Source organism: Hymenobacter nitidus (assembly GCF_020447315.1).
Lineage (GTDB): Bacteria > Bacteroidota > Bacteroidia > Cytophagales > Hymenobacteraceae > Hymenobacter > Hymenobacter nitidus.
This window is the reverse complement of sequence record NZ_JAJADQ010000003.1, coordinates 203717-218194: the sequence shown is the minus strand read 5'-3', so window position 1 is coordinate 218194 and position 14478 is coordinate 203717. Positions and strand designations below refer to the sequence as shown.

Sequence of the window (14478 nt, the reverse complement as noted above, 5' to 3'; positions counted from 1 at the left end):
GGCAAGTAGGAGAGAAGGGAAGGGTAAAGAGGAAAAGGTGAGAGACAAAAAGGCCGCCGTCAATGCTGACGGCGGCCTTTTTGTCTCTCACCTTTTCTGCTTGGGTTTCTCTTAGGCCGCGGCCAGCTCCTTGTAGCTGTGCAGATACTTGCGCTTGTACTCCAGCGGCGTCATTTTCGTAATTTTCTTGAAGTGCCGGTAGAAGTTCGACACGTTGTTGAACCCGCACTCAAAGCAGATAACTTCCGTCGGCATCTTGTCCTCAATGAGCAGACGGCAGGCCTGACTGATGCGGATTTCAATCAGAAAGTCGTAGTACGTTTTCTTGGTGATGAGCTTGAAATACCGGCAAAACGACGTCACACTCAGGTTGCTGATGGAGGCAATTTCCTCCAGCGTAATTTCCTTTTTATAGTTGGACAGCGTGTAGTTGCACACCTTATTAATGCGCTGGGTGTCCGACTCGTTGGACTGCTTGTAGGCGTGGTGCTCGGCGGCAATGGCCTGGATTTCCGACGTCTCGGAAATGATTTTCAGGATCGAGAGAAAGATGATGATGCGGTCCAGGTCGGTGGCCTGCACGGCGGCCAGCATCAGCGGGGCCAGGCGGGCCTTGGCTTCGCCCCCGATGAGCAGGCCGCTCTTGGCTTTTTCAAACAGCTTCGGAATCAGGTAGGCCTCGGGCAGCCCCAGCAGGTAGCGGCCCAGGCACTCGGGCAGAAACTGAATCACGATGGCCTCGACTTCCTGGCTGGGGTCGTTCTGAAAATACTCCTCATTGCAGCGCCAGGTGTGGGGCAGGTTGGCGCCCAGCAGGATAATCTCGCCCGAGGAGAAGTTGCTGATGTTGTCGCCGATGAGGCGCACGCCCTCGCCCCGAATCACAAAGTGCAGCTCCAGCTCGGGGTGGTAATGCCAGGTGGTGCCGAAGTTGGGCTTCCGGTCGTGGCGGATGCTGAAGGAGCTCTGGGTGCTGACCGGGACTTTGTGGAAGTGCGCTTTCATGACGAGGGTGGGAATAGGGTGGGAAGTTGGAGAGAGCAACGCGCCGGGGAACGGCTACGGCCAGACCTCACTAGGCCAGCCGGTCGGGGCTGCTTTCCCGGGTGGAAGGCCAACCCCGGCCCCTTACTCTAGGATCTTAGCTTCAGCCGGGAGCAGCTGCTAAGCGGGAAGAGAGAGGCCTGCTTTGTAGTGAGTGGACACTAATATATTTTGCCGGGCGCCCCGAACTCTCCTGTACTCTACTGCCCGGGGCCGGATGGCACTTCTTTTACTGCCCCACGGGGTGAGTGGGCACTTGCTGGCCTCAGGCGGTGCGGCCGGGCCGGAGCGGTGCCTGAAATTTGGCGGTGGGGGTGCTATGCTAACATCCTATACTAAGTAGCTAATAACCGGCAGGGACCGGGCGCCGCCGTCCGGCATATTTGTTACGGCAACTTTCCGCCCCCGGCACGCCGTCCGGGCAAGTGGGTTGCCGGCTGGGTTTGCTCGTCCGGGAGTGCTGGGCGCGCCGACTCTAGTCCCGGTGGCCGACTCGGCGCCACCCTTCCCCTGAACCTTTAATTAGCAGCAAGCAGTGGCTCCCGTTATTCTAAAAGAAGTACTACTCGTGGCCAGCGGCGACTTGCGCCTGGCCGCCAACCAGAACTGCTGGGCCGCCCAGCAGGCCATGGAAGAGCAGCTCGGTGCGGCCCTGGCCCGGCAGGGCTACGCGGTGCGGCGCGCCCACGCCTACGACGCGCAGAAGCAGCACGGCTTTATCGACTCGCAGAAGATGGGCATGGACGTGTTCCGCTCCCTGGACCCGCAGCAGCCCCTGATTGTGGCCGAAAGCGTGTGGCAGTACTCTCACCACGTGCTGGCCGGCCTCACCACCCACCAGGGCCCCATCCTGACGGTGGCCAACTGGAGCGGGCAGTGGCCCGGCCTGGTGGGCATGCTGAACCTGAACGGCTGCCTGACCAAGGCCGGCGTGGCGTACAGCACGCTCTGGAGCGAGGATTTTACCGACGACTTTTTCGAAACCGGCCTGCGCCAGTGGCTCCAGGAAGGCACCATCAGCCAGGATGCCAGCCACGTTCAGTCCTTTACCAGCGCCACCCTGCCCGCCGCCGACGAGAAAGCCGGCCGGACCTTTGGCCGCCGCTTCCGTGAGCAAAAGGCCATTATGGGCGTCTTCGACGAGGGCTGCATGGGCATGTACAATGCCATTGTGCCCGACGAACTGCTCCACCCCACCGGCGTGTTCAAGGAGCGCCTGAGCCAGGCCACGCTCTACGCGGCGATGCGCGAGGTAAGCGAGCAGGATGCCCAGGCCGTGCTCCATTGGCTGCTGGCCAAAGGCATGAAGTTCAACTGGGGCACCGACGAAGCCACCGAGCTGACCCGGGCTCAGACCCTGGACCAGTGCCGGATGTACGTGGCCGCCCTGCGCCTGGCCGCCGAGTTTGGCTGCGACACCATCGGCATACAGTACCAGCAGGGCCTTAAGGACCTGACTGCCGCCAGCGACCTGGTCGAGGGACTGCTCAACAACACCGACCGGCCCCCGGTCTTTTCCCTGGCCGGCGAGGAGCTGTACCCCGGCCGGGCCCTGCCCCACTTCAACGAGGTGGACGAGTGCGCCGGCCTCGACGCCCTGCTGACCTACCGCCTGTGGGAGGAGCTGGGCATGTCGGGCGAAACCACCCTGCACGATTTGCGCTGGGGCCAGCTCTACGACACGGGCGAGGGCGAGGAGTTTGTGTGGCTGTTCCTGATTTCGGGGGCGGCCCCACCGGCGCACTTTGTGGGCGGCTACCAGGGCGCCAGCAGCGAGCGGCAGCCGCCCATGTATTTCCGCCTCGGCGGGGGCAGCCTCAAGGGCATCAGCCGGCCGGGCTCCCTGGTCTGGAGCCGGGTGTATGTAATGGACGGCAAGCTGCACTGCGACTTGGGCGTGGGCGAGGCCGTGGCTTTGCCCGCGGCCGAAACCCAGCGCCGCTGGCAGGAAACCACGCCCGAGTGGCCCATTATGCACGCCGTGCTGCGCGGGGTGAGCCGCAACCAGATGATGGCCCGCCACAAGGCCAACCACATTCAGGTGGTGTATGCCCCCTACGAGGCCAAGGCCCACCAGGCCTGCCGCATCAAGGCCGCCGCCCTGGCCGAGCTGGGCGTGGAAGTGCACTTCTGCGGCGACGTAATCGGCGTGGCTGCCCCGGCGGCCGCCAAAGACCGGACCCGGCACCTGGCTATGCCGCGCTAACGCCGGCCAGGCCTTCGCCACCTGATTGTTGCGCTTCTAACTCTTCCCACCCTATGAACCGCTTATTTCCTCTTCTCACTGCCTCCGTGCTGTGCGTGGCCACGGCCGCCCAGGCCCAGACGCGCACTCTGACCGGGCAGGTGGTCGGCAGCGACAAGGCCGAACCGCTGCCCGGCGTGACGGTAGTCGTGAAAGGCACCACCAACGGCAACAGCACCGACACGGAGGGCCGCTTTACCCTGCAGGTGCCCGACAAGCAGGACGTGACCCTGGTCGTTTCCTACATCGGCTATACCAACCAGGAGCTGACCGTGCGGTCCGACCAGACCCGGGTGGAAGTGCGCCTGGCCCCGGCCACCGCCGAACTCGACGACGTGGTGGTTATCGGCTACGGCACGGTGCGCAAGCGCGACTTGACCGGGGCCGTGACGTCGGTGAAAGGGGAGGAGGTTACCAAGCTGCCGGTGACGACCGTGACCGAAGCCCTGCAGGGCAAGATTCCCGGGGCCGACATCAGCCGGGCCAACGGCTACGCGGGCCAGGGCGCCAGCATCCGCATCCGCGGCAACCGCTCCATTGCCAACCCGGGCTCCTCCAACAACGTGCTCTACATCGTGGATGGGGTGCAGGGCGTGAATGCGGCCGACATCGACCCCAACGACGTGCAAAGCATCGAGGTGCTTAAGGATGCTTCCTCGACGGCCATCTACGGCTCGCGCGGGGCCAACGGCGTGATTATCATCACCACCAAGCGCGGGAGTGCGGGCAAGCCCAAAATCAACTTTAACGCCTACACCGGCATCACGAAAGTAGCCGGCTACGGCGAGTTTATGAGCGGGCCCCAATACGTGGCCTTCCGCCGGGAAGCCTTCCGAGCGGCCGGCACCTGGAACTCGCCCGCCGACGACGCGGTGGCCTTTACGCCCGCCCAGCGCGAGGCCATTGCCCAGGAGCAGTACGTGAACTGGCCCGACCAGCTGCTGCACAACGGCATGCAGCAAAACTACCAGATCGGCCTCACCGGCGGCTCGGAGAACACCAAGGTGTACTTCTCGCTGGGCTATTACGACGAGAAAGGCCTGCTGAAGCTGGACCGCTTCAAGCGCTACACCACCCGTGCCAACATCGACCAGACGGTGAACAAGTGGCTGAAAGTGGGCGTGCAGACCCAGCTGGCCTACATCAACAACGACATCCGGCGCGACCCGTTCAACCTGGCTTCCCAGGCCGTGCCCCTGGGCCGCGTCTACGACGACGAGGGCAAGCTGATTTACCGCCTGCTGGGCAGCACCCAGATCAACCCACTGGCCGACGAGCAGCCCGGCGCCTACGAGCGCAACACCAAGACCAACCGCCTCACGGCGGCCGCCTACGTGGAGCTGACCCCACTCGAAGGGCTGAGCTTCCGCTCGACCTTCGCGGCCAACTTTGCCACCTCCGAGGCCGGCAGCTTCTACGGCCTGAACACCATCGACGGGGCCGGCAACCGTTCCCAGGCCTCGGTTACCAGCAACCAGAACCGCAACCTGAGCTGGGAAAACGTACTGACCTACAAGAAAGACTTCGGCGACCATTCGCTCACGCTCACCGGCGTGGCCAGCGACCTGATCTTCACCAACACCAACAGCTTTGCCGGCGGCAACAACCAGGTGCTGCCCTCGCAGTCGTTCTACAACCTGGGCGCGGCCAACCAGAACCCCTTCTTCGGCTCGGGCTTCGTGCGCAGCAACCTGGTGTCCTTTGCCGGCCGCGTCAACTACGGCTGGAAGGGCCGCTACCTGTTTACGGCTACCAACCGCGTGGACGGCTCTTCCAAGCTGGCCCGCAAGTGGGACTATTTCCCCTCGGCGGCCCTGGCCTGGCGCCTCATCGACGAGCCCTTTATGCAGGGTATCACGAAGCTCACCGAGCTGAAGCTGCGCGGCTCCTACGGCGTGTCGGGTAACGACGGTATCAACGCCTACGGTACCCAGAACTCGTTGACCAACACGTCGTTCGCCTACGTGGACGGCAATGCGGCGCCTACCTATACCATTGCCCCGCTGATCGGCAACCGGGACCTGGGCTGGGAGAAAACCTACACCCTGGACCTGGGCGTGGATTTCGGCCTGTTTGATAACCGCGTGACCGGCACCGTGGACTACTACGACGCCCAGACCCGGGACCTGATTTTCCCCTACACCCTGCCCTCGTTTACGGGCGTTACCACGGTAAACCGCAACATCGGCCGCACCCGCAACAAGGGCCTGGAAGTGGCTCTGACCACCCAGAACCTGCGTGGCGAGAGCCTGACCTGGTCGACCACGGCCACCTTTGCCGCCAACCGCGAAACCATCGTGGAGCTGCCCAACGGCAACGTTATTGCCGACGACTACCGCAACTCCCTGATTGTGGGCCAGCCGGCGCAGGTGTACTATGACTACAAGAAAATCGGTATCTGGCAGCTCGGCGAGGACGCTTCGCAGTACGGGGCGGGCGTGTTTCAGCCCGGCGACATCAAGGTGGCCGACCTATCGGGTCCCGACGGGGTGCCCGACGGCAAAATTACCGCCGCCGACCGCACCGTCATTGGCTCGCGGGTGCCCAAGTGGACCGGGGGCCTGAGCAACGACGTGCGCTACAAGGGCTTCGACCTGAACGTGCTGCTGGTGGCCCGTGTGGGTCAGTGGATCAGTTCCGACTACTACGCTAAGTACACCCGCAGCGGCAACAACAACGGGGCCGTGGTGGACTACTGGACGCCGGAAAACCCCACTAACGAGTACCCACGCCCCCACGCCACGCGCACGCTCAGCTACGTGACCACGCTGACCGAGCGCGAGGCTTCCTGGGCCAAGGTGCGCAACGTGACGCTGGGCTACACCCTGCCCAAGAGCCTGCTGGGCCCGGCCCACATCGACAACGTGCGCGTGTACATCTCGGGGCGTAACCTCTACACCCTGAGCAACCTGCAGGACTTCGACCCCGAGGGCGAAGGCGTAATTGACCGGCCCCTGAACCGCGCCTTCGTGCTCGGCCTGAACGTGGGCTTCTAATCCGACCAGACGACGCATCATGCATAAGATCATCCGCCCCCTGACGCTGGCCCTGCTCGTGCTGGCCGCCTCCGCCTGCCAGGATCAGCTCGACGAGTTTAACCCCAGCGGCGCCACCGCCGAAGCCGTGTTTACCACCCCCGAGGGCTTCGAAACGGCCATCAACGGCGCCTATACCTACAACCGGATCATCTACGGTAAGGAATCAGGCTACGCCTTGCTGGAAATGGGTACCGATATCTGGACCAGCGGGGCCACCAACGACGGCACGGCCGCCAGCAACACCCGGCCCCAGCCCCCACTGATGAACTACCAAGCCCTGAACACGGACAACGTTTGGGTGAAAAACAACCTCTGGACGCCCTGCTACGCCGGTATCAACCTGGTGAACCAGGCCCTGAAGTACATCAACACGGCCGGGCTGGCCTCGACGCGCCGCGCCTCGGCTGAGGCCGAGCTGCGCTTTATGCGGGCCTGGTACTACTACCATTTGGTGGAAAGCTTCGGGCCGGTGCCCCTGCGCCTGGAGCCCACCGAGGGCGTCGTGACGACGGCCACCCGCGCCCCGGTAACAGAGGTTTACGCCCAGATTGTGGCCGATGTGGAGTTTGCCGTGGCCAACCTGCCCGTCACGCTGGCCACGTATCCGGCCCCGGCCACCGCCACCGACTACGGCCGCATCACCCGGCCCGCCGCCGAGGCCTTTGCCGCCAAGGCGTATCTGTCGAGCGGGCAGTACCAGCGGGCGGCCCACTTTGCCCGGCGCGTCACGACGGCCTACAGCGGGCAAGGCATCCGGCTGCTGGCCAACTACGCCGACCTGTGGACCATGGGCAACCAGCGCAATTCGGAAGTACTCTGGGCGGTGAACTACTCCACCAACCTGACCTTCAACGCGGGCAGCCACACCGGCCACCAGTGGTTTCTGATGAAGTACGACGACCAGCCGGGCCTGGTGCGCGACGTGGCCAACGGCCTGCCGGGCGTGCGCTACATGCCCACGCGCTTTTTGCTGGACCTCTACAACGAGCAGAACGATGCCCGCTACCTGGGCTCGTTCAAGCAGGCCTGGCTGGCCAACAGCGCCACCAACATTCCGCGCTGGAGTCAGGCCGAAGTCAACCAGAACGCGGCCCTGGCACCCCTGCTGAACCAGCCCAAGTTTGCCGTCGGCGACACGGCCGTCTTCACCACCAAGCGCAGCATCGACAACTTCCAGCAGCTCTACACCCGCCGCTACCGCTACAAAGTGTATGACATCGACGATCTGTATAACGCCGACGGCTCCTTGAAAGGGGAGCGGCGCTACTACCCCTCGCTGCGCAAGTTCGACGACCCAACCCGGGCCACGGCCACGACCACGGAAAGCTCCCGCGACGCGTTTATGCTGCGCCTGGGCGACATCGTGCTCATCGGAGCCGAAGCCCAGGTGCGCCTGGGCCGCACCGATTCGGCAGCCTACTACGTGAACCTGGTGCGCACCCGGGCCGCCCTGCCCGGCCGTACGGCCGCCATGCAGGTGACGCCCGCGCAGATGAGCCTGGACTTCGTGCTCGACGAGCGGGCCCGGGAGCTGGCCGGGGAGCAGGTGCGCTGGCTGGATCTGAAGCGTACCGGCAAGCTGGTGGAGCGCGTGCGTCAGCACAACCCCGACGCCAAGGCCTCCATCCAGGATTTCCACGCCCGCCGCCCCATACCGCAGAGCGACATTGACGCGGTAACCAACAAGGGCGAGTTCCAGCAGAACCCGGGCTACTAAGCCTAGAAGTATGGGCGCCTTACCCCCCGGCCCCCTCCCCGAGAAGGTAATGCGCATCAAGCATTTGCGGGGGAGCCACGGAAGAATGAGTTATAAGAAATACGAAAGCACAATGCCACAGAAGGCAATTGAACCGTCTGGCACCCCTCTCCATTTCGGAGAGGGGCCGGGGGTGAGGCCTCGTTGAACGACTACCACAATCCAACATGAACCACCGCTTGCTTTTCCTCGCTTTCCTCGCTTCCGCTGGGGCCGCCACGCCCGCCCGGGCGCAGTACCCCTCCATTCCGCCCGACGTGGAAGCCAAGGCCGAAGCGGCACTGGCCGCGGCCCAGAAACGCTCGGACGAGGCCTGGGCCAAGGCTCTGCCCATCATCGAGCGGGAAGCCAAGGCTGGCAAGCCCTACGTACCCTGGGCCGCCAAGCCCTCGGATTTGCCCCAGGCCAGGATTCCGGCGTTTGCCGGGGCCGAGGGGGGCGGGGCGTACTCCTTCGGGGGCCGGGGCGGTAAGGTGTTCGTGGTGACCAGTCTGGCCGACAGCGGGCCGGGCACCCTGCGCGAGGCCTGTGAGCAGGGTGGGGCCCGCATGGTAGTCTTCAACGTGGCCGGTATTATTCGCCTGCAAAGTCCCATCATCATCCGGGCTCCCTATATCACCCTGGCCGGGCAGACCGCGCCCGGCGACGGGGTGTGCGTGGCCGGCGAGTCCATCTGGATCAACACCCACGACGTGGTGGTGCGCTTTCTGCGCTTCCGCCGCGGGGCTACCGAGGTTGGCCGCCGCGACGACGCGCTGGGCGGCAACCCGGTGGGCAACATCCTGATTGACCACGTTTCGGCTTCCTGGGGGCTGGATGAGAACATGTCGATGTACCGCCACGTGTACCAGAACCCCGACACCGGCAAGGCCGACAAGCTGCCCACGGTGAACGTGACCATCCAGAACTCGATTTTCTCCGAAGCCCTGGACACCTACAACCACGCTTTCGGCAGCACTATCGGGGGCCTGAACAGCACGTTTATGCGCAACCTGTGGGCTAACAACATCAGCCGCAACCCTTCGATTGGCATGTACGGCGACTTCGGCTTTGCCAACAACGTGGTGTTTAACTGGTGGAACCGCTCGGCCGACGGCGGCGACAACCGCTCGGTCTACAACTTCGTGAACAACTACTACAAGCCCGGCCCCATCACGCCCCTGGACAAGCCCATCAGTTTCCGGATTCTGAAGCCCGAGGCCAGCCGGGACAAGCAGCTGGGCACCGTGTACGGCAAGGCCTACGTGGCCGGCAACGTCATCGAGGGCAACGACAAGATTACCAAGGACAACTGGGCCGGCGGCGTGCAGCTGGAGGACGTGGCCGAGCCGGAGAAAATCCTGGCCGGCCTGCGCCTGACTGAGCCGCTGCCCCTGCCCAACGTGACGGTCGTATCCGCGCCGGAGGCCTACCAGTACGTGCTGGCCAACGTGGGCGCGACCCTGCCCCGGCGCGACGCGGTGGATGCACGGATTGTGGAGGAAGTGCGCACCGGCAAAATCACCTACGCCAAAGACGCCAAGCCTTCGGCGAAAAGCCCCTACATCAAGCGCCGCCTGCCCGAGGATTCCTACAAGCAGGGCATCATCACGGACCCCGCGCAGGTGGGCGGCTACCCCACCTACAAGGGCACGCCTTACAAGGACGCCGACCAGGACGGCATGCCCGACGACTGGGAGAAAAAGCACGGTCTCAACCCCAAAAATGCCGCCGACGCCGCCCAGGACCGCAACCAGGACGGCTACACCAACATCGAGGAATACCTCGACAGCGTGGTGAGCCTGCCCACCGTGCGCCCCGCCGGCAAAAGCAAGTCGTAACGACCGGCGTTGACTGCAGCAAAAAGGACGTCATGCTGAGCGCAACGCAGTGAAGCCGAAGCATCTCTGCCGCTTCGTTGTAGTGCTAGCTACATAAGTGCTACATAAGTATTGCGGGAGGGATGCTTCGGCAAGCTCAGCATGACAATACCGTGGCACGCGAGATGCCGCGCTGTGCTCGACATGACATATGGCCTGATTTCAGGCGTCAAAAAGTATTTGCCAAGTATATGACCAAAGCCCTGCGCCTTTTCTGTTCCGTCTTGTTAGCGTCACTTGTGGGCGCGGCCCCGGCCGCCGCGCCCACGGGCAAGCTGAAAGTATCCGCCAACGGCCGCTATCTGCAGACCGAAGCTGGCCAGCCCTTTTTCTGGCTCGGCGACACGGGTTGGCTCTTGTTCAATAAGCTCAAGCGGGAAGAAGCGGAAACCTACCTGGAAGACCGGCGCAAAAAGGGCTTCAACGTCATTCAGGTGATGGTGCTCCACCAGGTGCCGAGTGTGAACGTGTACGGTGACTCGGCCCTGGTGCGCGGCAACGTGGCCCGGCCCCTGACCACGCCGGGTAATGCCGCCACCGATGCCGCCCAGTACGACTTCTGGGACCATGTCGACTACATCGTGGATCTGGCCGCCAAAAAGGGGTTATACATGGGCCTTGTGCCGGTGTGGGGTACTAATGTGAAGGCCGGCAAAGTCAATCAGCAACAGGCCAAAACCTACGCGACTTTCCTGGCCGAGCGCTACAAGAACCGGCCGAACATCATCTGGCTGAACGGCGGCGACATTGCCGGCTCCGACTCCCTGAAAGTCTGGCACACTATCGGCAGCACGCTCAAAAGCCTGGACCCCAACCACCTGGTGACCTACCACCCGCGGGGCCGCACCCAGTCGTCGGATTGGTTTCACAACGCCAGCTGGCTGGATTTCCACATGTACCAGTCGGGCCACCGGCGCTACGAGCAGGATACTTCGCGCAACGAAAAGAAGCACTTCGGCGAGGATAACTGGCGCTACCAGCTCGTCGATAACACGCTGAAGCCCCTGAAGCCCAGCCTCGACGGGGAGCCGTCCTACGAGGGGATTCCGCAGGGGCTGCACGACATCAAGCAGCCCCGCTGGACCGATGCCGACGTGCGCCGCTACGGCTACTGGTCAGTGTTTGCCGGCGCCTTTGGCTACACCTACGGCCAGAACTCGGTGATGCAGATGCACAGCGCCTTCGACAAGGGCAGCGCCTACGGCTCCAAGGAGCTGTGGTCGGAGGCCCTGAACGCGCCGGGCGCAAGCCAGATGGTGCATTTGAGAAACCTGATGCTGTCCCGCCGCTTTTTCGAGCGGGTGCCCGACCAGAGCCTGATTGCGGGCGAAGTGGGGGAGAAGTACGACCGGCTGTTTGCCACCCGGGGCAACAGTTACGCCTTCATCTACACCTACACCGGCCGCAATATCAAGGTGAATATGGGCAAGATTCAGAGCACGGAAGTGCAGGCGGCTTGGTATAATCCGCGGGATGGGAAAATCACCGTTATCGGCAAGTTTCCCAACACCGGCGTGCGGGAGTTCAACCCGCCGGGGGAGCCAAAAAACGGCAACGACTGGGTCTTGACTCTGGACTCGGCCCGCACGATAAAAGGGTGAGCATCATGATCAAACACCTGAGTTGGCTGCTGGCCGGCGTACTGCTGAGCTCCTGCGCCGCGTCGAAGGACGTGTATATATTTACCTCGTTTCACGAGCCGGCCAACGAAGGCCTGCGCCTGCTCTACAGCTACGACGGCTACCAGTGGCAGGATCTGAACCGCACGTTCCTCGCCCCGCAGGTGGGCCCGAGCAAGCTCATGCGCGACCCCAGCATTGCCCGCGGCCCCGACGGCACCTACCACCTCGTCTGGACCTGCGGCTGGAAGGGCGACACGGGCTTCGGCTACGCCTCGTCCAAAGACCTGGTGCACTGGTCGGCGCAGCGCTTTGTTGATGTGATGAGCCAGGAGCCGACGACGGTGAACGTGTGGGCCCCGGAAATTTTCTACGACGCGCCCACCAAGCAGTACTTCATCGTGTGGGCCAGCACCATTCCCGGGCGGTTTGCGAAGGGCCAGGAAGCCGAAGACAACAACCACCGCCTCTACTACACCACGACAACTGATTTCCGGACCTTTGCGCCCACCCAGCTGTTTCTGGACCCGGGCTGGAGCGCCATTGATGCCGTAGTGGTGCCGCGTGGCCCCCAGGACTACGTGCTGGTAGTCAAGGACAATACCCGGCCCAACCGCAACATCAAGGTCGCCTTCGGGCCGAGTGCCACGGGGCCATTTCCCAGCGTGTCGGCCCCTTTCACCGGCAACTTCACCGAGGGGCCGAGCGTGCTGGCCCTGCCCAATAAGCAGTGGCTGATTTACTACGACGCTTACCAGGAAAAACGCTACGGCGTGATGAAAACGGCCGATTTCAAGACGTTCACCGACGTATCGGACCAAACCAGCGTACCGCCGGGCCACAAGCACGGTACCGTATTCCGGGCCCCGCGCAAGACGTTGAAAAATCTGTTGCAAACTGCCCCAACCGGGGCGCCCGCAACTACCTCAACCAGCCGAACGCATGACTAAGCACCTAGCACTTCTGACCGCCGCGGCGTTGGCTGGCTTCGGGGCCCGGGCCCAGGAAACCATCCGCTACACCGGCACCACGCTCAGCAGCGTGGACTATCACCACGGGCAGCTGCGCCCGGCCATCGGCACCCACGCCAGGCAGGTGCTGCGCGCCAACCGGGAGCAGCCCAGCGCCGCCAACGGGGAGGGGTGGACCTACAACCACGCGCCCATGCTGGCCTACTGGCAGGGGCAGTTCTACTACCAGTACCTGAGCAACCCCGCCGGCGAGCATATTCCACCCGGCCGCACCCTGCTGCTGACCAGCAAGGACGGCTACACCTGGACGAACCCCGTGGTCATCTTCCCGCCCTACAAGGTGCCCGACGGCTTCACCAAGCCCGACCAGCCCGGCAAGGTGGCCCGGAACCTGGAGGCCGTGATGCACCAGCGCGTGGGTTTCTTCACCTCCAGGAAAAACCGCCTGCTGACCCTGGGCTACTACGGCATTGCCCTCGACGCCAAGGACGACCCCAACGACGGACAGGGCATCGGCCGGGTGGTGCGCGAAGTGCTGCCGAATGGCAAGTTCGGCCCCATCTACTTCCTGCGCTACAACAAAACCTGGGACCAGGCTAAGTCGGCCTACCCGTTCTACACCAAGAGCAAGGACAAGGGCTTCGTGGCCGCCTGCGAGGAAATTCTGGCCTCGCCCTTGATGATGCAGCAGATGGTGGAGGAGCAGGACCGCGACGACCAGCTCATTCCGCTGCGCAAGGAGTACAAGGCCTTCAGCTACTACCATCTGCCCGACAACCGGGTGGTAGGCCTCTGGAAGCACGCCTTGACCACCATCAGCCCCGACGGCGGGAAAACCTGGCCCAACCGGGTGGTGCGGGCCCCCGGCTTCGTGAACAGCAACGCCAAAATCTGGGGGCAACGCACCAGTGACGGCCGCTACGCCACGGTGTACAACCCCTCGGAGTTCCGCTGGCCGCTGGCCGTTTCCACCTCCCAGAACGGCCTCGACTATACCGACCTCTGGCTGGTGCACGGCGAAATCACGCCCATGCGCTACGGCGGCAACTACAAAAGCTACGGCCCGCAGTACGTGCGCGGCATCCAGGAAGGCGACGGCACGCCGCCCGACAAGAAAATGTGGGTGAGCTACAGCGTGAACAAGGAGGATATGTGGATTGCCTCGGTGCCGGTGCCCATCCGCGCCACGGCTACGAGCCACGCCAACGACGTGTTTGCCCAGCTGCCCGCCGGTCAGGAACTGGACCAGTGGAACACCTACAGCCTGGTGCAGGCCCCGGTAGAAATCGGCAAGCTGCCGGATGGGAGCAAGGGCCTCGTATTCAAAGATTCGGACCGCTTCGACTACGGCAAGGCCGAGCGCATCATCCCCGAAAGCAAGCAGCTGGTGGCCGAGTTGTCGGTGGTGCCCGCGCAGAACGACCACGGCCTGCTGCAAATCGAGTTTCAGGACGCCAAGGGCCTGCCCGCCGTGCAGCTTTCGTTTGACTCCACCGGCACGCTCAGCTACAAGGCCGGGGCCCGCTTCAAGGGCGTGACCAAGTACCAGGCCGGCCAGCCGCTGGACCTGAAAGTGACCCTGGACGCGCCCAACCGCACCTGCACGGTATCGGTGAACGGCGGCAAGACCAGCACCTTCATCTTCTTCGCGCCGGTGACCTCCTTCGAGCGGGTGATGCTGCGCACCGGCCCCGCCCGCCACTTCCCCACGCCCGACACGCCCGCCGACCAGACCTACGACTTGCCCCGAGCCGGCGAGTCGGAGAAGTTGGCGGTGTTTTATCTGAAGTCGCTGAAGACCTCGGTGCCGGATGCCGCCAGTTCAGCAGCGAAAGAAGCTAACTAAGCCATTCGCCCGGTGTAGAGACGCATACTTGCGTCTCCTCGTTGAACGGCCCACGTTGAACGAGCGGCACCATGCATTTCCTCTATCAGCAACGATTGAG

The 14478-nt window shown here is 63.5% G+C and carries 8 protein-coding genes; 7 read left to right on the top strand and 1 reads right to left on the bottom strand.

The window, feature by feature from the left end:
* Nucleotides 1–111 precede the first annotated feature (111 nt).
* Nucleotides 112–1005 carry an AraC family transcriptional regulator gene (locus tag LGH70_RS07000; protein ID WP_226184073.1) on the bottom strand — a complete coding sequence of 298 codons (894 nt, stop codon included), beginning with the start codon at nt 1003–1005 and terminating at the stop codon, nt 112–114.
* A 574-nt stretch (nt 1006–1579) separates the two neighbouring features.
* Between LGH70_RS07000 and LGH70_RS06995 the strand changes: the two genes are divergently transcribed.
* The 7 genes from LGH70_RS06995 to LGH70_RS06965 all read left to right on the top strand — a co-directional run bounded on the left by LGH70_RS06995 (nt 1580) and on the right by LGH70_RS06965 (nt 14378).
* Nucleotides 1580–3250, top strand: a complete 1671-nt coding sequence (locus LGH70_RS06995; RefSeq protein ID WP_226184070.1) for a fucose isomerase — start codon at nt 1580–1582, stop codon at nt 3248–3250.
* Nucleotides 3251–3303: 53 nt separating this feature from the next.
* Entirely contained in the window at nt 3304–6285 is a 2982-nt protein-coding gene (locus LGH70_RS06990; RefSeq protein WP_226184067.1) for a SusC/RagA family TonB-linked outer membrane protein, read from the top strand.
* Nucleotides 6286–6304: 19 nt separating this feature from the next.
* Nucleotides 6305–8044, top strand: coding sequence for a RagB/SusD family nutrient uptake outer membrane protein (locus tag LGH70_RS06985; RefSeq protein WP_226184064.1), 1740 nt, complete (start codon nt 6305–6307; stop codon nt 8042–8044).
* Between the two features lie 206 nt (nt 8045–8250).
* Nucleotides 8251–9903 carry a pectate lyase family protein gene (locus LGH70_RS06980; RefSeq protein ID WP_226184054.1) on the top strand — a complete coding sequence of 551 codons (1653 nt, stop codon included), beginning with the start codon at nt 8251–8253 and terminating at the stop codon, nt 9901–9903.
* A gap of 230 nt (nt 9904–10133) precedes the next feature.
* Nucleotides 10134–11543, top strand: a complete 1410-nt coding sequence (locus LGH70_RS06975; RefSeq protein WP_226184052.1) for a glycoside hydrolase family 140 protein — start codon at nt 10134–10136, stop codon at nt 11541–11543.
* 5 nt (nt 11544–11548) lie between these two features.
* Nucleotides 11549–12511: a glycoside hydrolase family 43 protein gene (locus tag LGH70_RS06970; protein ID WP_226184050.1), complete on the top strand. Its 963-nt coding sequence runs from the start codon at nt 11549–11551 to the stop codon at nt 12509–12511.
* Nucleotides 12504–14378 carry a sialidase/neuraminidase family protein gene (locus LGH70_RS06965; protein WP_226184048.1) on the top strand — a complete coding sequence of 625 codons (1875 nt, stop codon included), beginning with the start codon at nt 12504–12506 and terminating at the stop codon, nt 14376–14378. The genes LGH70_RS06970 and LGH70_RS06965 overlap by 8 nt, the downstream gene beginning before the upstream one ends.
* The last annotated feature ends 100 nt before the right edge of the window (nt 14379–14478 follow it).

Bases quoted from the DNA above. Each gene is read 5' to 3' on its own strand.
- LGH70_RS06990 (WP_226184067.1), top strand. From the start codon at position 3,304: ATGAACCGCTTATTTCCTCTTCTCACTGCCTCCGTGCTGTGCGTGGCC.
- LGH70_RS06975 (WP_226184052.1), top strand. From the start codon at position 10,134: ATGACCAAAGCCCTGCGCCTTTTCTGTTCCGTCTTGTTAGCGTCACTT.
- LGH70_RS06985 (WP_226184064.1), top strand. From the start codon at position 6,305: ATGCATAAGATCATCCGCCCCCTGACGCTGGCCCTGCTCGTGCTGGCC.
- LGH70_RS07000 (WP_226184073.1), bottom strand. From the start codon at position 1,005: ATGAAAGCGCACTTCCACAAAGTCCCGGTCAGCACCCAGAGCTCCTTC.
- LGH70_RS06970 (WP_226184050.1), top strand. From the start codon at position 11,549: ATGATCAAACACCTGAGTTGGCTGCTGGCCGGCGTACTGCTGAGCTCC.
- LGH70_RS06980 (WP_226184054.1), top strand. From the start codon at position 8,251: ATGAACCACCGCTTGCTTTTCCTCGCTTTCCTCGCTTCCGCTGGGGCC.
- LGH70_RS06965 (WP_226184048.1), top strand. From the start codon at position 12,504: ATGACTAAGCACCTAGCACTTCTGACCGCCGCGGCGTTGGCTGGCTTC.